The following is a 25771-nucleotide window of genomic DNA, read 5'->3' as shown; positions in this document are numbered from 1 at the left end:
CACCGCTCCAGGACCGCCGGAGCGCCGCGTACGGGCCGTCCGTGGCGGGCGCGTAAAAGGTGACGGGCATCGCCTCACCAGGCGACGGGCAGGGCCTCCAGGCTGAACTGCCGTGTCTGCGAGCCCCGGAAGCGGACCTCTTCCGGCGGCACGGCGAGCCGCAGGCCGGGGAACTTCCGCAGCAGCGCCGGATACACCGCGGCCATCTCCCTCTTGACCAGCGGCGCGGCGACGCAGTGGTGGATGCCGTACCCGAAGGCCATGTGCGGCGCGGCCTCCCGGGTGATGTCGAAGCGGTCGGTCTCCGCCTCGTCCTGTGCGCGGTTGACGGCGAACAGGGAACAGGCCACCCGCTCACCGGCCTTGATCACCTGGTCCCCGACCGGCACGTCCTCCCGGGCGGTCCGGGGCGCCACGGTGTGGATGACGGTGACGTACCGCAGCAGCTCCTCCACGGCCCGGTCGATCAGCTCCGGCCGCTCCCGGAGCAGCGCGAGCTGGTCGGGGTGGTCGAGCAGCGCCAGCGTGCCCAGTCCCAGCATGCTGGAGACCTGCAGGAATCCGTCGGACACGAAGGTCGCGCCCAGGCCCGCCAGCTCCTCGTCGCTGATGTCCGCGCCGTGCGCGCGCACCACCGAGCCGAACAGGCCGTCGCCGGGGTTACGGCGCTGCCGGCCGGCGAGGGTGACCATGTACGCCCAGTACGCCTTCCCGGTGGCCGTCTGTTGCTCCGGCGACCCGGCGTCGTTCTGCGAGACGTCCAGGTAGCGGGCCAGTTCCGCCCGGTCGTCCCGGGGAATGCCCAGCAGCTCGCAGGTGATCAGGCCCGCCATGGGCCAGGCGAAGTGCCGCATGAAGTCGGCCGGTGGCCCGACCCGTTCCATGGTGTTCAGGCATTCCGCCACGATCTCGTGGAGACGCGGTTCCAGCCTGCGGGTCCGCCGGGCGGTGAATTCCGGCGCCACCATCTTCCGCAGCCGGGTGTGGTCGGGCGGGTCGCACGTCAGCAGATTCCCCGGCAGGGCCCGGGTGCCCGTCCCGTCCTCGCCGTCGGGCAGCGCGGAGCTGAACCGGGTCGGATCGCCCAGCACCTCCCGTATCTCGGCGTCTCCGGTGGCGAGCCATTTCACCTGGCCGAGGGGCCCGAAGTCGATGTCGGCCGCCGTCAGCGGCGCCTCCCGGGTCTGCTGCCGGAGTTCGGGGACCGGGTCGAACCGGTCCCGGCGCAGATGTACGGGTATTTCCTGGGGCTGGGTCATCGTGACATCCCTTCTCCGTCGTCGGCCGCGGTGGCGGGAGGTGTCCCTACGGGCGCAGTGGCCGGGCAGGGGCGTACCCCGGAATGCGCCGGGCGGGAGCCGGAACGCGGTGCGGACCGCCGCCGCGGCGAAACACCTGCGGCAGCGCGGCGAAAGCGGCCGCTCACCGCGGAAACGGCGCCGGCCCCCGAAGAGGGGTGGCCGGTGGCCGGCGCCGGGTCCCTTCCTCATCTCCACGAAATTCCACGGGCGGCCGGGCGCGACGCGTTCCGCACGAAGTGCGAATTTCCTGCATTCCGTGCGCTGGGCATGCTCGGTGAATCCCCGTGAATTCCCGTGCATTCCGCGTCGACGGCCGGCCGGTGATGGATTCCCGACATTGATGAATCGATTTCCCTCACTCTGCTGGCCGGCGGAGTACCGGGTCAACCGCGATCAGTTGGACGACCGGTCGGACAAGAGGCGTGTCCAACCGGTGGGTTGCCCGTGTTGGACAACGCCGGCCGGAGCTCGCGCCCGCGTCGCCCGCGTCGGCCGCGCCACCGTGTCGACCCGTGGACGTACCTCCGTACGGCATGTGCAAGCGGACTGGCCAGCGGGCATATCTCCTGCGCAAGGTGCAGGAGAGGTCGAGGCCGGTCGGCAACGCCCCCTACGTGATCTGCGCCCGTCGATTCCGCTCGGTCGCCGGCATCCGGCCCGGGTGAACCGGACGGTGACGCCGCTGCTCACGGTGACCTTCCGCGCCGCGAGGCAGGAGGAGGGCCCATGCGCCTGGACCGCGACCGCAGATGGCTGCTGTTCGCGCTGCTGCCGGGCATTCCCATAGCCGTGGGAGACCTCGTGCTGGGCCCGGCGCAGAGTCTGGCCGGGCTGCTGATGATCTGTACGCTGCTGGCCGCCACCCGGCTCGACGGCCCCTGTACCGGCTCCGTCGCCCTGTACGTGGTGCTGCTGGCCGCCGGTGTCGCGGTGTGGGAGGGCAACCTCGGCGAACAGGGCATGCTGGTGCGCCTGGCCGTGCTCGCGCTGGGCGGCGCGTACGCCACCTGGAGCGCCGCCCGACGGGTGGCGCACGAAGGCGAGCTGACCGAGACCTCGTCCGTCGCCCAGCGCGCCATCCTCCAGCCCACCACCTTCCGGCTCGGTGGAGTGGCCGTGTGCGCCCGCTACCACTCCGCCTCGCCCCAGGCCCTGCTCGGCGGGGACCTGTACGCCTTCGCGCACACCACCGCCGGCCTGCGCCTGCTGATCGGCGACGTGCGCGGCAACGGCCTGCCGGCCGTACGCCTGTCGGCCGCTGTGATCAGCTTCTTCCGCGACAGTGCCTACACCCGCCCCGACCTGCCCGCCGTGCTGGACGCCACCGACCGGCGCCTGGCCACCCTGCTCGGCGCGGAGGACTTCGTCACCGCCCTGGCTGCCGAGTTCCGCACCACCCGCCGGTCCGCCGGCACCCGGGTGCGCCTGGCCAACTGCGGCCACCACCCGCCGCTGCTCCTGCCCGCCGGCGCCCCGCCCCGCCTGCTCGCCCCGGCCGAACCGACCACCCCGCTGGGACTGCACCCCGCGCCGGTCGTCCAGGACGTGACCCTCGGCCCCGGCGACCGCCTGCTGTTCTACACCGACGGCCTGGCCGAGGCCCGCAGCCCCGAGGGCGACATGGTCGATCTCGCCGGTCTGCGGTCCGCCTGCTCACGGGCGGTGCTCGACGACGCGGCCGACGCGCTCCAGGAGGCCCTGCTCCGCCACACGGACGGCGTCCTCGCCGACGACGTGGCGTTCATCCTGGTCGAGTCCTGCCCGCCGGTGTCCGCACCGGACCTCCGGGGCGCGTGCGGTACGCGCGCCGGGTGACCCGCGTCTCACCTGCGCGGTGCCGCTTGTCTATGCAACTCGTTGCATAGCAGGATCGGGGCATGGCGCTCGACCACGCGATCCTCGTCTCCCTGCTGGAGAAACCGGGCTCCGGCTATGAGCTGGCCCGCCGGTTCGAGCGGTCCATCGGCTACTTCTGGACCGCCACCCACCAGCAGATCTACCGCGTCCTCAAGCGCATGGAGGCCGACGGCTGGGTCGAGGTCCGCGAGGTGCCGCAGCAGGGGCGGCCGGACAAGAAGGAGTACTCCGTCGCCGCCCTCGGGCGGACCGCCCTCTCCTCCTGGCTGCACGAGCCGATCGAGCCCGAGAGCGTACGGCACGACCTCGCCGTCAAGATCCGCGGCGCGGCGTTCGACGACCCGGCCGCACTGATCCACGAGGTCGAGCGGCACCACCAGGTGCACACCGACCGGCTCGCGCACTACCTGGCGGGGGAGCGGCGCGACTTCACCGGCCCCGAGGCGCCCGCCGTCCTCGACGCCGGGCAGCAGCTCCAGCACGCGGTGCTGCGCGGCGGCATCGCGTACGAGCGCATGACGATCACCTGGCTGGAGGACGTGCTCGGCACGCTCCGCGCCCTGAAGCCCGAGCGGCCCTGAACCGGAGCACCGCACCACAGCGCCCCACCACAGCACCGCGCCCGCCGCCTGCCCGTTGCCGACGGTCCGGGCCCGTGCCCCCCCACTCTTCCCACCCACCCTCGACCCGAAAGGCGGACCCCATGGCCGACCCGCTGCTCTTCAACCCGCGCACCTACGACCCGGCGCACTTCGACCCCGAGACCCGCAGGCTGCTGCGCGCCACCGTCGACTGGTTCGAGGACCGCGGCAAGCGCCGGCTGATCGAGGACTACCGCTCCCGCGCCTGGCTGGCCGACTTCCTCGCCTTCTCGGCGAAGGAAGGGCTGTTCGCCACCTTCCTCACCCCGTCCGCCGCCGCCGGCGGGCAGCCGGACAAGCGCTGGGACACCGCCCGCATCGCCGCCCTCAACGAGATCTTCGGCTTCTACGGCCTCGACTACTGGTACGCCTGGCAGGTCACCATCCTCGGCCTCGGCCCGGTCTGGCAGAGCGACAACGCCGCCGCCCGCGCCCGCGCGGCCGAACTCCTCGCGCAGGGTGAGGTGTTCGCCTTCGGCCTGTCCGAGAAGACGCACGGCGCCGACATTTACAACACCGACATGCTGCTGGAGCCCGATGGCGACGGCGGCTTCCTCGCCAGCGGCGCCAAGTACTACATCGGCAACGGCAACGCCGCCGGACTCGTCTCCGTCTTCGGCCGCCGCACCGACATCGAGGGCCCCGACGGCTACGTCTTCTTCGCCGCCGACAGCCGCCACCCGGCGTACCACCTGGTGAAGAACGTCGTCGACTCCTCGAAGTACGTCAGCGAGTTCCGCCTGGAGAACTACCCGGTCGGGCCGGACGACGTCCTGCACACCGGCCGCGCCGCCTTCGACGCCGCGCTCAACACCGTCAACGTCGGCAAGTTCAACCTCTGCACCGCTTCGATCGGCATCTGCGAGCACGCGATGTACGAGGCCGTCACCCACGCCAGCAACCGCATCCTGTACGGCCGCCCGGTCACCGCCTTCCCGCACGTGCGCCGCGAGCTGACCGACGCCTACGTACGCCTCGTCGGGATGAAGCTGTTCAGCGACCGCGCCGTCGACTACTTCCGCTCCGCCGGCCCCGACGACCGCCGCTACCTGCTCTTCAACCCGATGACGAAGATGAAGGTGACCACCGAGGGCGAGAAGGTCATCGACCTGATGTGGGACGTCATCGCGGCCAAGGGCTTCGAGAAGGACACCTACTTCGCGCAGGCCGCCACCGAGATCCGCGGCCTGCCGAAGCTGGAGGGCACCGTCCACGTCAACCTCGCGCTGATCCTCAAGTTCATGGGCAACCACCTGCTGAACCCGGCCGAGTACGCGCCCGTACCCACCCGCCTCGACGCGGCCGACGACACCTTCCTCTTCCGCCAGGGCCCGGCCCGCGGCCTGGGCGCCGTACGGTTCCACGACTGGCGCGCCGCCTACGACGCGTACGCCGAGGTGCCCAACGTCGCCCGCTTCCGGGAGCAGGCGGACGCGCTGTGCGAGTTCGTCACCACCGCCGCCCCCGACGAGGAGCAGAGCCGCGACCTCGATCTGCTGCTCGCCGTCGGCCAGTTGTTCGCGCTGGTCGTGCACGGCCAGCTCATCCTCGAACAGGCCCGCCTGACGGACCTCGACGCGGACGTCCTGGACGAGCTGTTCGGCGTCCTCGTCCGCGACTTCTCCGCGCACGCCGTCGAACTGCACGGCAAGGACTCGGCGACCGACGCCCAGCAGTCCTGGGCCCTGTCCGCGGTCCGCCGCCCCGTCGTCGACGAGGCCCGCTCCGCGCGGGTCTGGGAGCGCGTCGAGGCGCTGTCGGGGGCCTACGAGATGGCGCCGTAACGGGACGTCCGTGCGGACGCGAGGTGATCGACGGGCACCAGAAGAAGGACAAGGGGAGCATTCAGGAACTAGCCCCTCCAGTGCGACTTCTGGCCAGATGTCTCTCGCGTCCCGCGCAACTCCTCCCGGCACGCCATGCTCAGGGCAACCGGGCCGGCCGTAAGGGCGCCCGCCGAGCAAGGGGGAAAACCGTGACACTGAAGAAGCGCGCGAGACTCGCCGCGGCCATCGCCGTACCGCTCCTCCTGTCAGGTGCCACGCTCACCGTCACGGCGCCGTCCGCCAGTGCCGCGCCCACCGGTGCGGACGCGTGTACCCACCCCGGCTGGTCGAACAAGTCCTCCGGCAAGGGCACCGCGAAGGGCGACAGCGTCAAGGTCCGCACCGGCCCCAACAAGGAGTGCGGTGTGGTCGCGACGGTCGGCACCGCGCGTGTGCTGTTCTACCACTGCTGGGTGAAGAACTCCGCGGGCAACAGGTGGACGCACGTACGGATCGACGGCCTCAACGTCGACGGCTGGGTCTACAACAAGAACCTCGACGACGGCGGCTCCGACCACCCGGACAACAAGTGCTGACCTGAGGCCTTACCCGTACCACCCGCACCACCTCAGGAGCGGGCCCACTGCCACCACGGGCCCGCTCCTGAGGGCTGTCTGGGCCTTCCGTGCCGCAATTGCCCCTCCCGTACCGCCTCTCGAACCGGTGCGCGGATTATTGGATGATCGGGCCGCGTGAACTGATCGGACTACGACTACGAGCGGACGAAAATGATCGCTGGACGATCGGTAGAAGTCTTTCGTGAAGGTTTCATTGATGAGTGAACCTTCGGCTTCGTCTGCGCCTGTGGTGTCCGTAAGCTGCCAGCAGTCCGCCGCAGACCCGGTCGTGCGGAACGCGCCACGCAGTCCCCGAGGAGTTGGCCGCCATGAACACCCGGTGTCCCGAGCTGAGGGAGGGCTGCCGGGTGGTCTGCCCGGTGGGCGAGATCGACCTGGCCACGGCGCCGGCGTTCCGGGAGCAGCTCAGAGGGAACGATGCTGCACTCCCGGCCTTCGTCATCGCCGACCTGCGGCAGGTCAACTTCATCGACAGCAGCGGACTGCAGGAACTGATGAAGGCCCAGACGCGCTGCGAGGCGGTCGGCGGCTGGGTGCGGGTCGTCTACGAGCACGAGGCCGTCGACCTGCTGTTCCGGCTCACCGGCTACGCCGAACAGTTCCCCCGCTACGCCAGTGTCGAGGACGCCAGGGGCGACCGGGCGCCGGAGGCCGCCGACGGGTGAGCAGGTGGGACGGGTGCGTCGGTGACGGATCTGCGACCCCGCCCGGATTCACGCCCCGGGGCCCGTGCTCACCGGGTGCGGGGGCGGCCAGGTGGGACGGTGGTGCACGGGGAGGCTGGCCAGCGCCCGGGTCACGGTGGGGAAGACGGCCAGCACCTCCTTGCTGCCGGTCTGCTCCAGCATCCACAGCACCCGGCGCCCCACCCCCGCGAGCAGAAGGCGGCCGCGGCGCCGGCTGAGCAGCCAGTGCAGCCCGAGCAGGCAGTTCAGGCCGCGGGAGTTGCAGTAGACCAGCGCCGCGCAGTCCAGGACCACATAGCGGTAACCGGCGTCGACGTGGCCGCCCATCGTCGTACGGAAGTACTGTTCCCCGGTGTGGTCGAGAGCTCCGCTGACGCGTATCACCGCACATGCGGAACAGTCGGCGACCATGTTGACCAGCAACCCGTCAGCGTGCGGCATGTCGCACCTCCGAGCGCGTTCGCACCAACACCCATGGGGCCGGGCCGACCACGCTATCCGTACGCAGGCACCGGTACCAGGCGGGCCGGGCCCGGTAGCGGCGAGTTGCGCCACCTCCGGGCGGACGGCCCGCGGCCCCGATACCGGACGCCGCCCGGCGGACGGACCCGCGGCACGTCCTTTAGCTGCCGGGCGGCCGGGCGGACCCGTACGCGGACCGCCGGCGGCGCACGGCGAGGCGGCCGGAAGCGCCGCCCGCCGAACGGCTGCTTCCCGTCGTCCCCGCCGGGCGGGCGGCGGTGCCAGTGGCGGACAGCAAGGCGAACGGCCGGGGCAGCGGCACGAGTTGCAGCACGCGGTAGACACAGCGCGGCGGCTGGCGCAGGTATGTCTCCCCGCCGTTCGCGGCCACCCGGGACCGCACCTCGCACAGCCACTGCAGCCCGCTGCAGTCGAAGAAGGTGACCTGGCTCAGGTCCAGGACCACCGTGCGGACGGACCGCGAGGACACCTGGGACAGGGCCGGGCCCAGGCGCCGGGCGAGCTCCAGATCCAGGTCGCCGCAGACCGACAGCAGCAGCGTCTCCCCGTCCCGCCGCGCGCGCCAGCAGGGTCCGTCGCTCTTCCCGTACGAACCTGCGGGCCGCCGGCGCGGCCGGCCCTCGTACCGCCACCAGCGGGCGCCGGTACGGCCGGGGCGGCGGGGAGCGACGCGGCCACGGAAGCAGCGTGCGAGACCAGACACAGGCGTCTCCTCCGTCGGTGGACGAGTCCCGGCCCGCAGGGAGGCGGCCGGGCAGTCGTGGCCGAGCGCGTGGGCGGTCCGGTGCGGTGCGGGGCGTGCGCCGACCCGCCCGTCGGCCTCAACCGGTCTGATGCCCCCGATTCCGCACGGACAAGCACGCGCCGGGGGAGCGTCCCACCGGAGGCACCCGGCACCCGGACACCTGAACGGCCGCCCCGTCACTGTGCGAGCCGGTGCCGGGCGGTGCCGCGGCGCCCGTGGCGCGGGCGGACGGCCGGTGCGCACGGCCGGGACGGCCGGCGTCCGCGGACCGGGCCGGGCGGTGCCGTCCGCAGACGGTGGTCACGCCACCGTATGACGCGTACTACGGCGGAACCGTGCGTGGCTGTCACCCGAACGGGGCATGGGTGGTACAGACCAGCCGCCGCGATCCGGCCACCGAGGCGTAACTCAAGGGGGCCGACTGGCCTTTGGGGGGAGTGAGCCGAACGTTGCGTACCCGTCGTCGTGCCCGCGTCCGGACGACGCGGGTCGAATACCTCTTACCCCACGCCCACGAAACCGTCTTCTGGGCCCGTTGGCTGACCGCCGCCTTCCTGGCCCGGGACGGAACCGCCGCGCCCTGCCCCGCCGACCCGGCGGACGCCTTCCTGGTCGTCACCGAGCTGGTCGCCAACGTCACCCGCCACACCCGCAGCAACTGCCGGCTGCGCCTGTGCTTCCAGGACGGCGCCCTGACCGTCGAGGTGAGCGACGACTGCCCGGAACGGCCCCGGTTCCGCCCGGCCGGTGACGGGGAGGAGAGCGGCCGCGGGCTGCTGATCGTGTACGCCCTCGCGCACACCCTCGACGTCTTGGACGGCCCGGCGGGCGGCAAGACGATCCGGGCCACCCTGAGCGCCGGGTGAGGGCCGGCCGGGCGTCGGCGAGCGGGCCACCCACCGGTCGACGAAGATCACCATAGGTGCAGAATGACCGGTGTGCCGATAACGAACACCCCGCAGAGGGCGACGGTCGACGACGCCCGACTGGTCAGCAGTACCCTGGCCCGCGCCTTCGGCGACGACCCGATGATGCGCTGGTTCTTCCCCGACGGCCCGTCCCGCGAGGCCGGGCTGAAGCGTTACTTCACCACGCTGTTCACCCGGCAGTACGCCCACCACGGCGTGTGCGAGCGCACCGGCGCGGCGGCCGCCTTCTGGGTACCGCCGGAGGGGCAGGCGAAGGCCGTGCCCGACGCGGAGACCGTCCAGGAGCTCCAGGACATCCTCGGCGACCGGGCCCCGCTGTTCCGCGACACCGTCATGGCGGCGGCCGAGCACGCGCCCCAGGAGCCGCACTGGTACCTCGGGGTGATCGGCGCCGACCCCGCCGCCCAGGGACAGGGACACGGCGCCGCGCTGCTGCGCTCGGGCCTGGCCCAGGCCGACGCGGCGGGCCTGCCCGTCTACCTGGAGTCCTCCAAGCCGTCCAACGTCCCCGTCTACGAGCACTTCGGTTTCGTCGTACGCGGAGAGATGGAACTCCCGGGCGGCGGACCGGTGCTGTGGGCCATGCGGCGCGAACCCCGCACTCCTGACAGCGCCTGAGCACCGGAGAGCCGGCTGCCGCCGGCCCGGTCCCGCGCGGGAACGCCGGGTTCAGACCCGGTCGGCGGCAATCAGCAGGTACTGGAAACTGCCGTTCTTGTAGGCGGTCAGAAACGTCTCCTCGATACCCGTGGCCAACGAGGACGCGGCGCGCAGCTCCCAGTACGGCACGGTCGCCGCGGTCAGGTCCACCACGCTGCTCGGCACGAGCCGGTGGTTCGCCATCTCCCTGAAGTAGGCGGAGCGGGGGTGGATGTCGCAGATGTAGTGGGCGTTGATCGTGGAGACCTCGCGGGAGGGCAGCCCGTAGGTGTCGTTGTAGCAGCCGGTGATGGTGACGTACCGGCCGCCGCGTACGAGGAGGCGCGCGTACTCGGCGAACAGGGCCGACAGGTCGACGTACATCGTGGACTCGTTGTTCCAGACGGCGCGGAACGAGCCCCGCTCGAAGCCGGTGTCGAGCATGTTCTTGACGTGGAAGCGCACCTTGTCGCCCACACCGTGCTTCTCGGCCTGCGCGGTGGCGAAGGCCACCTGGGTCTCGGAGATGGAGATCCCGTCGACGTGACAGTCGAACCGCTGGTGGGCGACCAGGCTGCCGCCGCCCCGGCCGCAGCCGGAGTCCAGCAGCCGGTCGTCGGGGGTGACGGGGCCGAGGTGGTCGGCGAGGAAGTCGGCCTGGGCGCACTCCAGACGGTGCAGTTCGGCGATGGTGCGCTCGTCGCGGGTGTCCTCCGGGCCCGCCAGGACGGACCGGTCGACGTTCCCGATGCCGTAGTGGTGGTGGTAGAAGCCGTCGACCTCGCCCAGGCGGAGGTTGACGGCGTTCCGCTCGTGGTTCCAGTAGTCGGCCACCGACTGCTGGTAGGGGCTGACGGCCGGGGCTGCTGCCGCGCCGCCGCGCTGCGCTGTGGTGGTCATGCGGTTGTCTTCTCTCACCAGTAGTTCGGCAGGGAGTAGCGGTAGGTGTTGGTGTGGTGCCATTCGTGATTGCCGGCGACCCAGGCGGCGAGACCGGTGGTGTAGCGGGCCAGGACCGGGTTCCGGGCGGCCAGGACCGCGGACTCGTCCTCGAAGGCGTGCATGATCTCGTTGTGGATGCCGACGGCCTTCAGGTACGCCTCCTTGAGGCCGCCGCGGTCCTCGGCGGCGATCACCACCGGGAGGTTCAGGTGGTGCTCGTCGACGGCCATCTCCTTGGTGAAGGAGTACAGGTCGTTGACGAGTGTGGTGGCATTGCAGGCCAGCGCGGTGACGCGTTGGACCTCGGGGCGGGAGTAGAACGGCTCGGACAGTTCGTAGCCGTCCACCGCGTCCACGAGGGACAGGCAGGGGCGGAAGTTGTTGAACTGCCGCATCACCAGGTACTTCCACACCGGCGGGGTGGTGCGGGTCTGCGCCCAGGCGCCCTCGGCGAGATAGCCCAGGTGCAGGCGCGCCATGTCGTGGACGAACCGGGTGACCTGACTGGGACTGGCGATCTCCCGGAAGGCCCGCATCGCGTCGGCGTAGGAGCGCAGCGGAGCGTCCGCGCCCAGGCCCTCGTGCCACTGCTGTTGGTAGCCGTCCGCGGTGTGCAGAGGGTCCAGGGCGCTCTGCGCGATGATGAGCCGGCCGCCCAGGCCGATGGGCGACCCGCCGTAGTCCTCGCAGTAGCAGTCGTCGACGACGTTCTCCGCCACCAGCAGCTTGCCCGCGACGACGAGGCGCTCCAGGCTCGCCGCTGCCGGGTGTTGCAGGACGACGGCGCGGCCCACCTGGAAGCCGGCGAAGTCTCCCGCCCATTCAGGGGGAAACAGGTCGAGGTCATGGGCCCAGGCTTCGAGGCGCCGGTCCACCTCGGCGACCTTGGCCGGGTCGGCGGGCACGGCGGGCGGACAGTACAGGCCCGGAATCGGGTCACCGGGGCGGGGCCCGCCCTCGGGAGCGGGGCCGGCCTCCGGGCCGGGCGCGGGCGGGGCGGGTTCCTCGGGCAGGGGGAGGAGGGCCCTGGCCGCCGAAGTGCCCAAGCCGGTGGGGCCGTCGGGCAGCCACGGCCCCGTCCGCTCCGCCGGGGGCGCGGACCACGAGGCCGTCGACTCGGGAGGCGGGGCGACCGGTACCCGTTCTCCGGGGCACGCCGGTTGGGGCAGCGGGACGCTCGGGGCGCTCACCTGGACGGTGGGCGCGGCGAACACCCGGGACAGCGACGACACCGTCTCAGCCCTCCTCCACTCGCCGGGCCAGGTGCTCAGTCACGCGGTCGCACCTCGACGTTTTCGAGGATGCCGATCGCGTCCGGCACCAGAACGGCGGCGGAGTAGTAGGTGCTGACGAGGTAGGAGATGATCGCCTTCTCGTCGATGCCCATGAACCGGACGTTGAGGCCGGGCTCGATCTCGTCGGGCAGGCCGGTCTGGTAGAGGCCGACGACGCCCTGGTCGTTCTCACCGGTCCGCATGGCGATGATCGACGACGTCTGGTGCTCCGAGATCGGGATCTTGCCGCACGGCAGGATCGGCACACCGCGCCACGCGGGAATGGGGTGGCCGTCGACATCGGCGCTGCCGAGGGTGAGGCCGCGCCGGTTGCACTCCTTGCCGAAGGCGGCGATGGCGCGCGGGTGGGCGAAGAAGTACCTGGTCCCGCGGCGCATGCTCAGCAGGTCGTCGAGGTCGTCCGGGGTCGGCGGGCCGACGGGGGCCGGGATGCGCTGGTCGAAGTCGGTGTTGTTGAGCAGCCCGAACTCGCGGTTGTTGACCAGCTCCTTCTCCTGGCGCTCGCGCAGCGCCTCGACGGTGAGCCGCAACTGCTGCTGCGTCTGGTTCATCGGCTGGTTGTAGAGGTCGGCGATCCGGCTGTGCACCTTGAGCACCGTCTGCGCGACGCTCAACTCGTACTCACGCGGCGAGAGTTCGTAGTCCACGAACGTGGTCGGCAGCGTCGGCTCACCCTCGTGGCTGGACAGGAACTCGATCGCGGCCTCACCGGACTTGTTCGACGGCTTCTGCGCGTCGGTGCTGCGCTTGTCGACGTGCGACCGCAGCGCCTCGTGCTGGCCGGCGATCGTCTTGTACGCACTGTGCGGCAGCGTCAGGACCGTCACCGCGGTCGCCGCGCGGACCGTGAAATCCCACTCGCCGTCGGCCGTCGCCAGCGCGTTGCCGCCGAAGCTGTCGCCGTCCGACAGCCGGCCCACGACGGCCTCGCCCTCGTACTTCGCCGGCCTGAGCTTGTCCACCCTGCCGTGCACGATCAGGAAGACATGATCGGCCTTCCGGCCCTGCTGCACGATGATCTGACCGGGTTCGAACTCCTTCTGGACGAACTTGTCGGCCAGCGCGCCCAACGCCGTCGGGTCGTCGAACCCCCGCAGCAGCGGCAGCTCGGCCAGCTCCTCCGGGATGACACGCACCGTGGACCCGCTCTTCTCGAACGTCACCTTCCCGTCCCCGACGGTGAACGACAGCCGCCGGTTCACCCGGTAGGCACCGCCGGGAACATTGACCCACGGCAGCTTCCGCAGCAGCCACCGCGAACTGATCCCCTGCATCTGGGGTTCGGTCTTGGTGGTGGTCGCGAGATTCCGCGCCGCCGCTGTACTGAGGCTGAGCTGCTCCTGCTCCGGGTCCTGCGCCCCGGCGCCTGCTGATGGGCTCGTCTCGACCGTCATCGACTACCTCTCCCGATCCATGGGAAACCCGCCTGACGCCGACAGGGCAGACTTCACCGCCGGGCAGGCGTGATCACTTTGCGTACGCATTCGTAACGCATACGCATGTGCGGACGCGGCAGGCGCGCCCGCACATGGGCGCGGACTGCACACCTGCGTCGGCGTCTCGGAGTAATCCTTTACGGGCCGCACCCGGACCCGGATCGGGCCCCGCGCACCCGTGGGGGCCCGTACCGCACCCGCCACTCCACGAGCGCGGTGTGCCTGGCCGTCAAAGGTCGGCCAGGCGGATGCCGAGCGGATCTTACGCAGACCGTACGTCTCGCCGGGCCGCATGTCATGCGAGGGCGCGCGACGCGGCTCGTGAGCCGATTTCCCTCTGGCCAGCCCCAGTTGAACTCCTGTGGCTGCCTGGATGGTGCCCCGACTCGCGCGTCAGCAGGCTGGACCCCGCTGTCCCAGCCGTGTACACGAGGAAGGCTCATCATGCCGAAGCGTTCTCACCGTCGTCGGATCATCGTGGCGGCCGTATTGGCCGCCACCGCCGTACCCCTGGCAGGCCCCCTGCCCGCCTCCGCCGCGCAGCCCCGGGCCGCCGGCCCCGTGCAGCGCGGGCTGGACCGGCTGGTGCACGAGGACGGCTACCCGGCAGCGCTGGCCGCCGCCACCGGCCGTGACGGGCGTACCCGCGATGCCGCCGCAGGCGTCGCGGACCTGCATACGGGGGCGAAGGCGCCGGTCGACGGGCAGGTCCGGGCCGGGAGCGTCGCCAAATCCTTCACCGCCACCGTCGTCCTGCAACTCGTCGGCGAGGGCAAGGTCGCGCTGGACGCGCCGGTCGAGACCTACCTGCCGGGGCTGCTGCGCGGCGACGGCATCGACGGCCGTCGGATCACGGTGCGCCAGTTGCTGCAGCACACCAGCGGGCTGCCCGACTACACCCAGTACCTGGGCGACCTGCTCGCCAACCGTCATCGCTACTACGCGCCCCGCACGCTGCTCGACCTCGCACTGCGGCACAAGGCGGCGTTCCCGCCCGGCACGGGCTGGCGGTACTGCAACACCGACTACGTGGTGGCCGGACTGCTCATCGAGCAGGTCACCGGCCGCCCGCTGGGCGAGGAGATCACTCGCCGGGTGATCGACCGCGTCGGGCTGCGGCACACGTACGTCCCGGCCGTGGGCGAGCAGGGCATCCGGGGCGCCCACCCGCACGGCTACGTCTCGCCGAAGCCCGGCGTGGCGCTGCTGGACGTCACCGAACTGGACCCGTCGGCTGCCTGGGCCGGCGGCGCTCTGATCAGCACCCCGAGCGACCTGAACCGTTTCTTCCGGGCCCTGCTCGGCGGCAGGCTGCTCAAGCCCGCGCAGCTCGCCCAGATGCGTACGACCGTGGCGATCCCGGCCGACGCCGGATACCCCGAAGGCACGCGGTTCGGGCTGGGCCTGTCCAGCCAGCCGCTGAGCTGCGGCGGCCTGATGTGGGGCCACGAAGGCGACTACCTCGGCTACGCGACCGACTCGGCCACCACCGACGACGGCCGCGCCGCAACCATCGCCGTCACCGCCCAGCCGGGCCCCGCCGAGCAGGGGCGCCGCCACGCCGCGCAGTTGCTGCACACTGCCCTCTGCGAGTGACCGATGGTTCAGGCGCTGGGGCGGCTGAAGGGTGCAGGGTCAGCACGTCCGCTGTCATACCTTGTCGATGCGGAGGGGCATTAAGGTAATGCAGGGATAGGGAAGGGCACTTCAATGTTCCCAACAGCCGCAGTGGGCACCCCCATCGGGAGGCCGGTTGCCCCATGAGCAGGGCGACTTGCGGTGTTTCGCGGTGATGACTCGTCTGAAACAATTCTTCTCCTGCTCCTCCCCGCATTCGGCGTCCGACCGCAGTGCAGTGGCATTCCTTGTGGCATTCCTTCCCGAAAGCTTCGGCACGTTCCGCACGCTCCGGATGCATCAACTGTCCTGCCGTGGATTTCCGGTCGTATACGTGGAAGACTGCAAAGTCAGGCACCGAATGCGGGATGTGAGACGTCCATGGCCGGCGCTGCGGGGGACGGGCGGCACGTGTGGTTCACGGTGCTGGGACCGGTGGGAATCCGGCGCGGGGAACAGCGGCTCGATGCCGGTTCGCCGCCGCAGCGGGCGTTGCTCGCCGCTCTGCTGATACGGGACGGGCGTGGCACTTCGGTGGCGGAGCTGATCCATGCCCTGTGGGGGAAGAACCCGCCACCGGACGCGGCGGGCGCCCTGCGAGCATATGTCCGCCGGCTGGGCGAGGCCCTGGGCCCGGACGCCGGCATGCTGGTGAGCGAGCCGGACGGCTATGCGTTGCGCGTCGGTGAGGGCGGGCTGGACCTGGCACGTGCCGAACAGCTCGCGGCCGAGGCCGGGCAGGCACGCCACTCCGGTGACCCGAACCGCGCCCACGAACTGCTGGCTCAGGCCCTGGAGTTGTGGACCGGTGAGCCGCTGGCCGGTGTGCCGGGCCCGTACGCCGCGACCTGGCGCGCCCGTCTGGAAGAGCGCCACCTCGGACTGGTGGAGGACCGCCTCGCCCTCGATTTGGAGGCCGGACGGCACGCGGAGGTGGTGGCCGAACTGACGACGCTGGCAGCCGGGCATCCGTTGCGCGAGCGCGTGCAGGAACTCCTGAGGCTCGCGCTCCACAGCGGAAACCGGCAGGCCGAGGCTCTGGCCGCCTACGCCGACACCCGGCGTCTGCTCGCCCTGGAACGGGGCGTCGCCCCCTCCCTCGAACTGAGCGAACTGCGCCGACGCATCACGCGGGCCGGCCCCCGCCCGCCCGCTCCCGAAGGGGGGCGCCGAGACCAGGCCGGTGGTGGCGCGGCTCGGGGCCGTCCGGCTCAGCTTCCCCGCGACACCCGGGACTTCACCGGGCGGTCCGCGCTGGTCGAAGAGCTGATCGCACACCTCGGCGCGGGCGAGGGCGGCGGCCCGGCCGTGTGCGCGGTCGGGGGGATCGGCGGCGTCGGAAAGTCCGCCTTGGCGGTGCATGTCGCGCACGCGGTCCGGCCGTTGTTCCCGGACGGGCAGCTCTACGTCGACCTTCGAGGCTGCGGGCCGTGCCCGGTCGAGCCGGAGACCGTACTGGGGGCTTTCCTGCGGGCGCTGGGGGTACCGGACTGCGCCGTTCCCGAGGGGGCGGGCGCGCGCTCCGCGCTCTACCGGTCCGTACTCGACGGCCGCCGCGTCCTGGTCCTGCTGGACAACGCCCGTGACGCCGCCCAGGTCCGTCCCCTGCTGCCGGGCACGGACGGCTGTGCTGTGCTGGTCACCAGCCGCCACCGGCTGACCCACCTGACGGGCGCCCATGTGGTGGCCCTGGACGTCATGCGGCCCCCGGAGGCCCTTGCCCTGTTCACCCGCATCACCGGCGAAGCAGGCGCGGACGCCCGGCAGGTGGTGGCGGTGTGCGACTGTCTGCCGCTGGCCGTCCGGATCGCCGCCGCCCGCCTGGTGGCACGCCGCGCCTGGACCACCGCCGACCTGATGCGCAAACTGGCCGACGAACACCGCCGCCTGGACGAACTCCGGGCCGGGGATCTCGGCATCACGGCCACCTTCGAGCTGGGCTACGGCCAGCTCTCCGCCCGGCAGGCCCGTGCTTTCCGGCTGGTGGCGCTGCCGTGCGGGCCGGACATCTGCCTGGGCGCCGCCGCGGCCGTACTCGGCCTGGGCACCGAAGAGGCCAGGCAGACGCTGGAATCCCTGGTGGACACCTCGCTGCTGGAATCCCCCGCGCCGGACCGCTACCGCTACCACGACCTCCTGCGCCTCTACGCCCGCGCCCGCGCCGACCGTGACGAACCCCCGCAGCAGCACGCAGCGGCGCGCTCACGGCTGCTGGACCACTACCTGGCCGCGGCCGCCCGCGTGTACACGATGAACCGGCCCGGAGACCCCCTTCTGGACCACCTTGAGCCCACCCGGTACCCCGGCACGGTCTTCGACGACCGCAAAGGCGCCCTGGAGTGGCTGTACACGGAGGCCGGGAACCTGCTGGCGTGCGCCCGCGGCTCGACCGGCACACCTCTGCTGCGTCGCGCGGCGGATCTCTTGCTGGTGACCCGGGACCTGGCCGATTCGGGTACGGGCGCCCGCCAGTACGAGCAGACGATCGTCTGCCTGCTGACGGCCGCACTGGAAGCGCAGGACGCCCACGCCGAGGGGCGGCTGCGCCTGCTCATGATCCACATGGACGTCATGGCCGGCCGGCTCGCGGAGGCGGACTCGCAGGCGCAGGCCGCGATGGCACTCAGGCACCGGTGCGCAGATCCCGTCCTGTCCTCCAACGCGCTCAACGAAAGCGGCATCATCGCGAGCCTGCAGGGCCGTCACGAAGACGCGGAGTCACTCCTGAAGCAGGCACTCGCCGCCTATCGCAGCTACGGGAACCACAACAGTGCGGCCAGTGCGCTGGGCAACCTCGCCCGTACCTACCAGGACACCGGCCGCATCGCCGAGGGAGTGGAACTGGCCGAGCAGTGCCTGGCCCTCTACCGGCAGATCGGCGCGACGATGAAGCTGGCCGGCGGCCACTACGAACTCGGTGTGGCCCTGATGCAGGCCGGGCGCCCGGAGGACGCCCTGCGGCAACTCGAACATGCCGCGGTCATCTACCAGGACAGCAGGCAGTGCCTGTGGGAGGCGATGACGTACTGGCGGATGGCAGAGGCCCATCTCGCCGCGGACCGGCCGGCGCAGGCCGCGGGGCGGGCCGAGGAGGCCCTCGCCATCCTGCACGGCCCCAACGGCCGCTGGGCCCGCGCCAACACCCTCACCGTCCTCGGCCACGCCCTCCGGCAGACCGGGCACGCCGACCGGGCCCAGGCCTGCTGGCAGGAAGCCCTGGAGACGTACGAGACGCTGGGCTCCCCGGAGGCACCCGCCGTACGGAGACTGCTCAGCGCGGCCGGCCCGCACCGATGAACGGTGCCGGTGCTCAGCAGGACTCAGCGCTCCGCGTGACCGCGCCCGTATCGGCGCGTACAACTGCTGCCTTCCCGGCAACGCCCCGCAGACGCCCACCCGGCCCGTACGACCTTGGTCTGTCGAAGTCTTCTTCGACCTCGCCGACCCCCTCGTCACCGTGCGCAGCCTGACCGAGACGGACATGGACGACCGGCCGCCGCTGCGACGAAAACCCGAGTAGTCCATCACCACCGCGCCCTTACCCGCCGCGCGATCTCTTGTGCCCCTCCGAGCAGTCCGCAGGGTGCCGGGCCAGCCTCTCCTGCACGTCCTGGTGGGCGAACTCGTAGTGCGCACCGTTCTGCCGCAGCACCCCGCGATGGTGCGCCTCGTCGAGGAAGCTCATCAGCCGCCTCGGCAGACGGTCGCCCCGCAGCGCCAGCCAAGTACGTGCGACGGTGTACCGCCCGTACGCGGCCCGCAGGAAGCCGAAGGCCAGGCCCACCGCCACCGCGTTCGCGATCCCGACCCGGAGCCCGAAGGAGAAGTCGCTGCCGGGCCCCGGTGGGAACCGGGGCCCGAGACCGGTACTCACCCCTACCGCGAGGCCGCCCGCCAGACCGGTGGCCCAGAAGGTCCGTCGGTCTCCAGCCAGCGAGAGCGCCGGGCCGGTGAGCGCCGCGGTGTCGGCCGGGGCCGCCTCCAGGCCCCCCGCGACACTGCCCAGAACGGCAGTGACGACGGCCAGGAGCAGCCCCCGGCCCGGCCCTGCCTGCAGTCCGGCCGCCAGGCCCATGGTGAGCCCCGCGGCCAGACCGGTGAGGAGGCCCGTCAGCGACCAGTGGTAGCCGCGGGCGGGCTCGGCGCGCCGGGCGAGCACCGCGGCGCATCCGGCGCCGAGGCCGAGACCGAGGCCGTTGACGAAGGGAGCAAAGGCGGTGACCTCCGGCCGGCCGGTGAGGACCGCGGCGAAGCCGCCCGCGAACGCTCCGAGCAGTCCGGCCCGGAATCCGCCCATCGACCCGACCGTGATGCAGGCCGCCAGCGCCCCCGTGAGCGAAGGCCCCGTACCCTGGACCGCGCCGAACGTCAGCATCGCCACCACGGTGCCGGCCACACCGCCGATCAAGCCACCGCCGAGCGCCCGTGCCATGCTCGATCCGGCACCGAACAGCCGCCGCCCCAGGAGTCCGCCGCCGACGGCGGCCATCAGCCCGATGCCGGCCGAGGCGGGAATCCGCAGGCCGTAGACCCCCAGGACGGCCGCCAGGCCACCGACGAGCAGCCCGGGAAGCAACGCCGGCCCGGCGTCGCCCAGGCGCCACCAGTCGAGTTCGGTGACGTTGCGGCGAACCTGCAGGTCCCGGGCGAGGAAGCGGAGCCAGCGCAGTCTCCGCCGCAGGTCCTCGGGGGCCAGGTAGCGGTAAGCGGCCGGCACGAAGGCGTCGAGCAGGTGGTTCCGTACGTGGTCGGCTGTAGCGAACCTACGGTCGAGAAGCTCGGCCGGGGAGCGGCGGACGCTGGAGAGAAGTTCTCCGTGCCGTGGGTTGTAGATGACGTCGGCCATCCGGGCCATGAGCGGGGTGGTCAGGGTGACGGCCGCCGGGACGGCCGGGCCGGCCCTGATCCGTGCCGACACCTCCTCCCAGCGGGCCCGAGCGGCCGGCCCCATGGCTCCATTCCGCAGATGCTCGACCACCTCCTCGGCGGGTACGGGCAGCAGCTCCACGCCGGCCGCACCCGCCACCTCGGCCTCGATGCCGTCGGGCGGACGCAGCGCCGCGCGCAGCTCGGCACTGCGCGAGGCCAGGACGAGGCCCCGTCCACCCGCCCCGAGGGCCTCGTTGATGCGGTTGACCGCCATGCCGCGCAAGTGCTCCGGCAGTTCGTCGAGGCCGTCCAGCACGGGCAGCACCAAGTGCTCTTGCAGCAGGGCACGGGCGAGAGTGCACCGGCGGCGGCGCCCGTGGACGCCCCCGGCCACCCGGCGGTGCAGCCCCTTGAAATCGACGATGAGCCGCTGCTCCAGCAAGTCGTCCAGCTCCTGCTGGACCGGGTCCCACGAGGAAAGGGAGGTGAGAAAGGGGACGGGTGCGCCGACGGTGCGCTCGGCGTCCGACAGCAGGTCGAGGACGAGGCGGACCAGCAGGATCGTCTTTCCCGTACCGGGTTCGCCGAGGACGATCAGACGACGGGTCGGAATGCGCCGGAGAACGTCGACCAGCCGTTTCTCGCCCGCGAGTTCCCCGGGACCGGCGGCCCACCTTCCCTCGAGGTCGTCCGGCCTGCCAGGCCACGTCCCGACCAGCGCGGCGAGCGAGTCCCATGGCTGTACCAGCTCCGGGTCAGCGGGTCTCCAGCGCACGGACAGCGGGTGGCCGAGGAGGCGCAGCCGGTACTCCCGCTGCCAGTGCTTCGCGATCTCGGCGGCAAGAGCGTCGGCCCAGGCCGCCGGAGTCCGCCGGTCCCATCCGAAGACGTTGACCCAGATGTCCCCGCCGGCCTGCAGTATCCCGCTGAACCACCGGGCCCTGGCACGCTGGTCGACATGGCGGGAGGCGGCTCCGCTGTCGTCCCGCCTCCCCGGTGCCACCACCGCCTGCCTAGAGGTCTCCGTGGATGATGACGTTGTCCCCGGCCTGTACGACCTTGCTGCGCCGGTCCGCCTGTGCGATCTGCCGGATGCTCGTCACGTGTTCCTGCTCCGCCCGGGGGAGCAGCGGGGTCAGGTCCTCGGCCAGCAGCCGCTGGAGCTCCGCCCGCAACTCCGCGTTCCCGTCGACCAGGCGGGCCAGGCGCCCCTGCCAGACGGTGATCAGCGCCTGCTCCGCTTCCGGGTCGGGCGTCGGCTGTGCGCGGACGGCGAGCACATCATCGCGGAGCCCGGCGAGCTCGGCCCCGACCCCGTCCGCCCGTTCCGGATGCGCCCGCCGCCACAGCGCGACCACGGCATCCGTGACCCGCCGCCAGGCATCGGTGGCCATCGCCCCCACCAGCGCAGTGGCCACCGCCGTAGTGATGGGATCCATCCGTCCCCCCTCTCCGCATCACCGGCCGGTGGATCACAGCCACCTCCCGGAGCTCCCGGAGGAACAGAGTCGCGGACCCCAGAGCTCCGGGCAATACCTCGAATTACATCGAACGGCGCCCGAACGGGCCTCGCTGTCAGGGGTGTTGAGTCATCGTTGGCTGCCGCGCAGGGCCCTGGATGCCGGCTGGTGTCGGCGGTTCCGTCGGGGACGTGACCCGCTTGTGCAGGGCGGTCGCGCGGCAGGGGCGCTGGGCCGAGTTCGGCGGCGAGGGCGGCGGCTTCGGCGGTCAAGCCGCGCATGCCGGCGCGGTCGCCGCTGCGGGCCCGACGCACGGCAGGCCGGCTCGGTCTTCCTCAACCCGCCCCTCACCCGCGTCCAGGCCCCTCGTCCGGACGGCGGGTGGACCGGCCTGCCGCGATGACTTCGGCACTGTGCGTACCAGCGCCGGATGGCTGCTCCAACTGACCGGTCCCCATTTCGGCAGCCGGATTGCCCCCGTGTGCAGTGTTCCACCGGGCGAGCGCTGACTCTGACTGCCCGCTCCGGTGCGACATCGGACGCGTGCGTCTCGGCGCTGCATAGCCTGGCGTGCCGGGTGCGGGAGGTCACCACGATCCACCTGCGTCCGGAACCCGTTCGGATCTCTGAGGACACAAGTGGCGTCCCCCTTCTCGCCCGCTGCGAGCCCGCGCACTCGGCCGGGCCGGAGGGAAGGCGCGCGCCGGGCCCGGAGGGAGGACCGTGACCGAATCACCCCGCACGCGCGGAGAGCACCCCCGGACCCGATCCGATACCTGATCACTGAGGGCTGTCCCGTACGTGCCCTTCCAGGTCTCGCAACCTGATCTGGAAGGTCACTTACAGGGGAGGGGACGCCAGCTCCCGTGTACCGGGCGGGGTCCGGTCCCGTACCTCATCGTCCGCACCGGACCAGATGCGTCAGGTGATCAGGCCGGCGCTGGTCAGCCAGATGTGTTCGCAGGTCGAGGATGCCTTTTGCAGCTCGTCGCGGGATTGCTGTGAGGCGTGGTAGAAGGTCCGCTCGATCATCCAGCACAGGGCGCGTGCCATTGCCGGGGCCTGGTCCGGGGCGGTGCCGGGCTGGATGCCGGCGCGTTCCAGGACGGCGGTGATGGCCGTGATGAACAGGTCGGCCGTGTGGTTCCACAGCTTGCCGATCTCCGGCACGGTCAGGGAGAGGTCGATCGCGGTGCGCATGACCAGGCCGTGCTCGTTCCACAGTTCGACCGTGCGCTGCATGGCCGCTGCGATGGCCTGGCGCGGTTCGTCGGTCTGCGCGGTGGCCCGGGAGCGTTCCCACAGGTGCTCGACGGTGCGGGCCACCAGGGCCGTGACCGCTTCCTGCTTGGAGCCGAAGTAGAAGTACAGGGCGCCGCGGGTGATGCCGGCGCCCTGGGCGAGGTCGCCGACGGTCATGGCGTCGTAACCCTTGTTGGCCAGCAGGGTCTCGCAGGTGTCCAGGATGGCCCGCTCCCGGACATCGCCCTTGCGTTCGGTGGCGCGCCGGCTGCGCGCGGGGTGGTGGCCGGGCATCAGAGCTGGGCGCCGTCGGCGAAGTCGGTCGTACGGGAGAGGGGCTCCCATGCGCGGATGTCCTCGTCCACGGCCGTGCGCGCGGCGGTGACCAGCCGCAGTGCGTCCGAGCCCAGGAGAAGGTGGGCCGGCGGCTGCTCGACCGAGGTGATGTGCACGACCGCCTCGCCGGCCTTGGCCGGGTTGCCCAGTTGGTTCCCGCTGGCCTTCTGCCGCGCCTCGCGGATGGGGGTGAACAGTTCGTCGTAGTCGTCGAGGGACTGTGCGGCGCGGGTCATGGACCGTCCGGCCCAGTCGGTGCGGAAGGAGCCGGGCTCGATCGCCGTCACGTGGATCCCGAACTGCGCGACCTCCTTGCCCAGCGCCTCCAGGATGCCCTCCAGGGCGAACTTGCTGCCGCAGTAGGCGGACATGCCGGGCACCGCCATCAGCCCACCCATGGAGGTGACGGCCATCAGGTGCCCGCGGCGGCGCCGGCGCATGTGGGGCAGCGCCGCCTGCAGGGTGGCCACCGCCCCGAACACGTTGACCTCGAACTGCCGCCGCACCTCGGCCAGCGGGGTTTCCTCGAAGGTGCCCTCCAGGCCGTAACCGGCGTTGGCGATGACCACGTCCAGCGCACCGACGCTGCTCTCGACCTCCGCGACCACCCCGGATACGGCGTCATCGTCGGTCACGTCCAGGATCCGGCCGTGAGCGTGCCCGGGCCTGAGCTCTTCGAAGGCCCGCAGGTCCGCCTCGGAGCGGACGGTGCCGATGACGGTGTGCCCGGCGGCCAGGGCGGCCTGGGCGAAGGCGCGCCCCAGGCCCGTGCTGACGCCGGTGATGAGCCACTTCTGCTGCTGCACTGTTCCTCCGGGAAGGCTGCACGGGGAGCTGGGCTGCCCCCTCACCCGGAAAGTCTACACAGTGTCGAGTTTAGTCAGCGTGGTGTTGATTCTGTCGTCGCGGCAGCCGTCGTCGGGAACACGGTGACGATTGCCGACGCCGGCTATCAGGCACCGGGACTACATCGGCGTCGCCCTCGCCTATCAGCACGCCCTGCACCCCGGCACCCGCCTGCATCTGCACGGGGCTGGCGTCGGCGCGACGACGGCGCCAGCGGCCCCACGACGGACGAGTTCGTGGTGCGCCGCCGGTACACCGAACTCGCCGTGCCGCCCGGGGCCTGGCCGGATCGGTCGGCCGCGTGGCACGGGAGACGTGGTGATCACCATGACGGTGATGTATGCGCGGATCGTTGTCCCACGTGGTGTTCGCCGCTTCGTTGCCGCAGTGGCTGAGATGTTGGGGGAGGGGGCAGGCACGCTGCTGGATTCACCGGTCCCGGCCGAACCTCCGTGCGCGCGTGAGTGATGTCGCCAGGCAGGGGCCAGGGGCGACCCCATCAGACTCGTCGCGAGTCCTCCTGACGCGGCTGCTCACTGATGGGGCGCACCATGCGCGCTGCGCCGAGCGCGGTCGCGGACGGCGACAACCCGCTGAATGCGTCGCCGTGCAGCAGCAATTCGCCGCAGGTTGCTGTCTGGCCGCCGACTATGGCGCGGACCTGATCGTCAATGGAGAGCTGCAGTCTCGCGGCGATCACCGGGTGCCGGGTGCCGACGAAGATGCTGCCGTGCGGGTGGCTGACGTGCTCGCTGATACGCCACAGGGGCGGGCGCGCTGCCGATGACCGGCAGCAGAACCTGGGGCGGCGTCGGCGTGGGGCCACGACGAGTCGGTTCCCCCCGCCACCTGCCCTGTCCGGTCGCTCGACCGCTGTCACGGTGGCCTCCCGTGGTGAATGCCAAGGCATCAGTGGCAGCCAAGGCCGCGGCCATCCAGGCGACCAGGCGCGGCCAGCGGTGGCAGCGAGCCCTCCACGCCCTCGGCTTCCGGGCCCCGGCCGCCGCCTGGACGGCCGCCGCGGCCGCCCGCTGGGAAGCCGGTGCCGATGGAGAGAGGCGCACCGCGGACGGGCGAACACCGACCACGTCCTGGTCGCCCCCCCTGAACACCTGGTCGAGGCGCTGCGCCGCACCCGCGGTCAGCCGGATCCGGCGCGGGCACAGCGGGCCGCCGCCGCCCTCGACACGTTGCTGCCTCCGTACGTGCCGGCCGGCCGCCACAAGGCCTGGCGTCGCCGACGCGGACACCGTTCCGGACGGGTGAGCCGACGCGCCCGCCGACGGGCCCCAGGCACTGCCACTCCGTCGACGCAAATGTCTCGTGCCAGTGCCTGCCCGGTCCCTTTTCAGTGCTCAGGTGCCGCTTCGGTCGAGGCGGAGTGGAGGATCTGCCCGATGCCGAACCGGAAGCGGGCCTCGAAGTCGACGGACATGAAGTCGTCCAGTGCCGAGTTGAGTCCGGGAAAGTGGTGTTCGGCCACGTGGGCACGGAGCCGGTCGCGGTCGTCGGCGGGTGCCGCCTGTTCCTCCTGGACGAGACCCAGGGTGAAGTAGAAGAGGTTCCAGGCCGTCCATGCGGCCGTTCTGCGGGTGGGGCAGCCGCGTAGCAGGGCGGTCAGCAGGCGGTCGGTGAAGGCGAGGGTCTGCGGTTCGGCGGGGAAGGTGCCTGCGACGAGCAGGGCGCCGTCCCGGTGCCGGAGCATCGCCCGGCGCAGCCGCCCCAGCAGTTCGGCCGCCTGATCGTGCCAGTTCTCGGGCAGGTCTGTCAGGTCGATCTCCCCGAAGAGGGCATCGGCCATGGTGTCCAGGAGCCGGTCCTTGGTGCGGATGTGCCACATGACGGTGTTCATGCTGACGCCGAGTTCGGCCGCGATGGCCCGGGTGGAGAGCTTGGCGACACCGCCCCGGTCGAGTACGTCGAACGCCGCGCCGACCACCTGGTCGAGGGTGATCCCGACCTTGGTGCGGGCGGCAGGTTGTTTCTTGGTCACTGATCGAGTATACCTGGTACCGGCATTTCACTTGGTCAGTGATAGAGAGG

General features: G+C 71.7%; 21 protein-coding genes. 9 read left to right on the top strand and 12 right to left on the bottom strand.

What is annotated here, in order from left to right; translation table 11 throughout:
• Positions 1-74: 74 nt before the first annotated feature.
• On the bottom strand, positions 75-1259 hold the full coding sequence (locus tag EJG53_RS03290; RefSeq protein WP_125043505.1) for a cytochrome P450: 1185 nt from the start codon (positions 1257-1259) through the stop codon (positions 75-77).
• 768 nt (positions 1260-2027) lie between these two features.
• Here EJG53_RS03290 and EJG53_RS03285 point away from each other — a divergent pair.
• The 5 genes from EJG53_RS03285 (at position 2028) to EJG53_RS03265 (ending at position 6868) form a co-directional block, all read left to right on the top strand.
• Positions 2028-3116 (top strand): PP2C family protein-serine/threonine phosphatase, encoded by a 1089-nt coding sequence (locus tag EJG53_RS03285; RefSeq protein WP_125043504.1) that lies wholly within the window; start codon positions 2028-2030, stop codon positions 3114-3116.
• Between the two features lie 62 nt (positions 3117-3178).
• Positions 3179-3739, top strand: coding sequence for a PadR family transcriptional regulator (locus EJG53_RS03280; RefSeq protein ID WP_125043503.1), 561 nt, complete (start codon positions 3179-3181; stop codon positions 3737-3739).
• 122 nt (positions 3740-3861) lie between these two features.
• Positions 3862-5583, top strand: a complete 1722-nt coding sequence (locus EJG53_RS03275; protein WP_125043502.1) for an acyl-CoA dehydrogenase family protein — start codon at positions 3862-3864, stop codon at positions 5581-5583.
• A 191-nt stretch (positions 5584-5774) separates the two neighbouring features.
• Positions 5775-6161 (top strand): SH3 domain-containing protein, encoded by a 387-nt coding sequence (locus EJG53_RS03270; RefSeq protein WP_244954952.1) that lies wholly within the window; start codon positions 5775-5777, stop codon positions 6159-6161.
• Between the two features lie 350 nt (positions 6162-6511).
• Entirely contained in the window at positions 6512-6868 is a 357-nt protein-coding gene (locus tag EJG53_RS03265) for an STAS domain-containing protein (protein WP_125043501.1), read from the top strand.
• Positions 6869-6916: 48 nt separating this feature from the next.
• Here EJG53_RS03265 and EJG53_RS03260 read toward each other — a convergent pair whose 3' ends face one another.
• Both EJG53_RS03260 and EJG53_RS03255 read right to left on the bottom strand, forming a co-directional pair.
• Entirely contained in the window at positions 6917-7330 is a 414-nt protein-coding gene (locus EJG53_RS03260; protein ID WP_125043500.1) for an STAS domain-containing protein, read from the bottom strand.
• Between the two features lie 181 nt (positions 7331-7511).
• A complete protein-coding gene (locus EJG53_RS03255; RefSeq protein WP_167515038.1) occupies positions 7512-8075 on the bottom strand; it encodes an STAS domain-containing protein in 564 nt (187 codons plus the stop codon).
• Between the two features lie 491 nt (positions 8076-8566).
• Between EJG53_RS03255 and EJG53_RS03250 the strand changes: the two genes are divergently transcribed.
• Both EJG53_RS03250 and EJG53_RS03245 read left to right on the top strand, forming a co-directional pair.
• Positions 8567-8983, top strand: a complete 417-nt coding sequence (locus EJG53_RS03250; RefSeq protein ID WP_167515037.1) for an ATP-binding protein — start codon at positions 8567-8569, stop codon at positions 8981-8983.
• Between the two features lie 63 nt (positions 8984-9046).
• Positions 9047-9664, top strand: coding sequence for a GNAT family N-acetyltransferase (locus tag EJG53_RS03245; protein ID WP_125043497.1), 618 nt, complete (start codon positions 9047-9049; stop codon positions 9662-9664).
• Positions 9665-9715: 51 nt separating this feature from the next.
• Here EJG53_RS03245 and EJG53_RS03240 read toward each other — a convergent pair whose 3' ends face one another.
• The 3 genes from EJG53_RS03240 to EJG53_RS03230 all read right to left on the bottom strand — a co-directional run bounded on the left by EJG53_RS03240 (position 9716) and on the right by EJG53_RS03230 (position 13316).
• Positions 9716-10585 (bottom strand): geranyl diphosphate 2-C-methyltransferase, encoded by an 870-nt coding sequence (locus tag EJG53_RS03240; protein ID WP_125043496.1) that lies wholly within the window; start codon positions 10583-10585, stop codon positions 9716-9718.
• A 14-nt stretch (positions 10586-10599) separates the two neighbouring features.
• On the bottom strand, positions 10600-11640 hold the full coding sequence (locus EJG53_RS03235) for a family 2 encapsulin nanocompartment cargo protein terpene cyclase (RefSeq protein WP_371858785.1): 1041 nt from the start codon (positions 11638-11640) through the stop codon (positions 10600-10602).
• Positions 11641-11894: 254 nt separating this feature from the next.
• On the bottom strand, positions 11895-13316 hold the full coding sequence (locus tag EJG53_RS03230; RefSeq protein WP_125043495.1) for a family 2B encapsulin nanocompartment shell protein: 1422 nt from the start codon (positions 13314-13316) through the stop codon (positions 11895-11897).
• A gap of 486 nt (positions 13317-13802) precedes the next feature.
• Here EJG53_RS03230 and EJG53_RS03225 point away from each other — a divergent pair, with 486 nt between their 5' ends.
• Together EJG53_RS03225 and EJG53_RS03220 are read left to right on the top strand one after the other, a co-directional pair.
• Positions 13803-14954, top strand: coding sequence for a serine hydrolase domain-containing protein (locus EJG53_RS03225; protein ID WP_125043494.1), 1152 nt, complete (start codon positions 13803-13805; stop codon positions 14952-14954).
• A 402-nt stretch (positions 14955-15356) separates the two neighbouring features.
• Positions 15357-18272 (top strand): AfsR/SARP family transcriptional regulator, encoded by a 2916-nt coding sequence (locus tag EJG53_RS03220; protein ID WP_125043493.1) that lies wholly within the window; start codon positions 15357-15359, stop codon positions 18270-18272.
• A gap of 241 nt (positions 18273-18513) precedes the next feature.
• On the opposite strand, the gene EJG53_RS03215 is transcribed toward EJG53_RS03220, so the two are convergent.
• From EJG53_RS03215 to EJG53_RS03185, 6 genes are all read right to left on the bottom strand, one after another.
• Positions 18514-20847: an NACHT domain-containing protein gene (locus EJG53_RS03215; RefSeq protein WP_125043492.1), complete on the bottom strand. Its 2334-nt coding sequence runs from the start codon at positions 20845-20847 to the stop codon at positions 18514-18516.
• Positions 20848-20857: 10 nt separating this feature from the next.
• Positions 20858-21283, bottom strand: coding sequence for a hypothetical protein (locus tag EJG53_RS03210; protein ID WP_125043491.1), 426 nt, complete (start codon positions 21281-21283; stop codon positions 20858-20860).
• 942 nt (positions 21284-22225) lie between these two features.
• Positions 22226-22840 carry a TetR/AcrR family transcriptional regulator gene (locus tag EJG53_RS03200; RefSeq protein ID WP_125043489.1) on the bottom strand — a complete coding sequence of 205 codons (615 nt, stop codon included), beginning with the start codon at positions 22838-22840 and terminating at the stop codon, positions 22226-22228.
• Entirely contained in the window at positions 22840-23688 is an 849-nt protein-coding gene (locus tag EJG53_RS03195; RefSeq protein ID WP_125043488.1) for an oxidoreductase, read from the bottom strand. The genes EJG53_RS03200 and EJG53_RS03195 overlap by 1 nt, the downstream gene beginning before the upstream one ends.
• A gap of 539 nt (positions 23689-24227) precedes the next feature.
• The gene (locus EJG53_RS03190) at positions 24228-24428 is read right to left on the bottom strand and encodes a hypothetical protein (protein WP_125043487.1); all 201 of its coding nucleotides are present in this window, start codon (positions 24426-24428) and stop codon (positions 24228-24230) included.
• 648 nt (positions 24429-25076) lie between these two features.
• Positions 25077-25721 carry a TetR/AcrR family transcriptional regulator C-terminal domain-containing protein gene (locus tag EJG53_RS03185; RefSeq protein WP_125043486.1) on the bottom strand — a complete coding sequence of 215 codons (645 nt, stop codon included), beginning with the start codon at positions 25719-25721 and terminating at the stop codon, positions 25077-25079.
• Positions 25722-25771: the final 50 nt, after the last annotated feature.

Source organism: Streptomyces chrestomyceticus JCM 4735 (genome assembly GCF_003865135.1).
In the GTDB taxonomy this organism is placed as follows: Bacteria; Actinomycetota; Actinomycetes; order Streptomycetales; family Streptomycetaceae; genus Streptomyces; species Streptomyces chrestomyceticus.
The sequence above is the reverse complement of the archived record's forward strand: the minus strand, read 5'-3'. Positions and strand labels throughout refer to the sequence as shown.

Bases quoted from the DNA above. Each gene is read 5' to 3' on its own strand.
- EJG53_RS03290 (WP_125043505.1), bottom strand. From the start codon at position 1,259: ATGACCCAGCCCCAGGAAATACCCGTACATCTGCGCCGGGACCGGTTC.
- EJG53_RS03285 (WP_125043504.1), top strand. From the start codon at position 2,028: ATGCGCCTGGACCGCGACCGCAGATGGCTGCTGTTCGCGCTGCTGCCG.
- EJG53_RS03280 (WP_125043503.1), top strand. From the start codon at position 3,179: ATGGCGCTCGACCACGCGATCCTCGTCTCCCTGCTGGAGAAACCGGGC.
- EJG53_RS03275 (WP_125043502.1), top strand. From the start codon at position 3,862: ATGGCCGACCCGCTGCTCTTCAACCCGCGCACCTACGACCCGGCGCAC.
- EJG53_RS03265 (WP_125043501.1), top strand. From the start codon at position 6,512: ATGAACACCCGGTGTCCCGAGCTGAGGGAGGGCTGCCGGGTGGTCTGC.
- EJG53_RS03260 (WP_125043500.1), bottom strand. From the start codon at position 7,330: ATGCCGCACGCTGACGGGTTGCTGGTCAACATGGTCGCCGACTGTTCC.
- EJG53_RS03245 (WP_125043497.1), top strand. From the start codon at position 9,047: ATGACCGGTGTGCCGATAACGAACACCCCGCAGAGGGCGACGGTCGAC.
- EJG53_RS03240 (WP_125043496.1), bottom strand. From the start codon at position 10,585: ATGACCACCACAGCGCAGCGCGGCGGCGCGGCAGCAGCCCCGGCCGTC.
- EJG53_RS03230 (WP_125043495.1), bottom strand. From the start codon at position 13,316: ATGACGGTCGAGACGAGCCCATCAGCAGGCGCCGGGGCGCAGGACCCG.
- EJG53_RS03225 (WP_125043494.1), top strand. From the start codon at position 13,803: ATGCCGAAGCGTTCTCACCGTCGTCGGATCATCGTGGCGGCCGTATTG.
- EJG53_RS03220 (WP_125043493.1), top strand. From the start codon at position 15,357: ATGGCCGGCGCTGCGGGGGACGGGCGGCACGTGTGGTTCACGGTGCTG.
- EJG53_RS03210 (WP_125043491.1), bottom strand. From the start codon at position 21,283: ATGGATCCCATCACTACGGCGGTGGCCACTGCGCTGGTGGGGGCGATG.
- EJG53_RS03200 (WP_125043489.1), bottom strand. From the start codon at position 22,840: ATGCCCGGCCACCACCCCGCGCGCAGCCGGCGCGCCACCGAACGCAAG.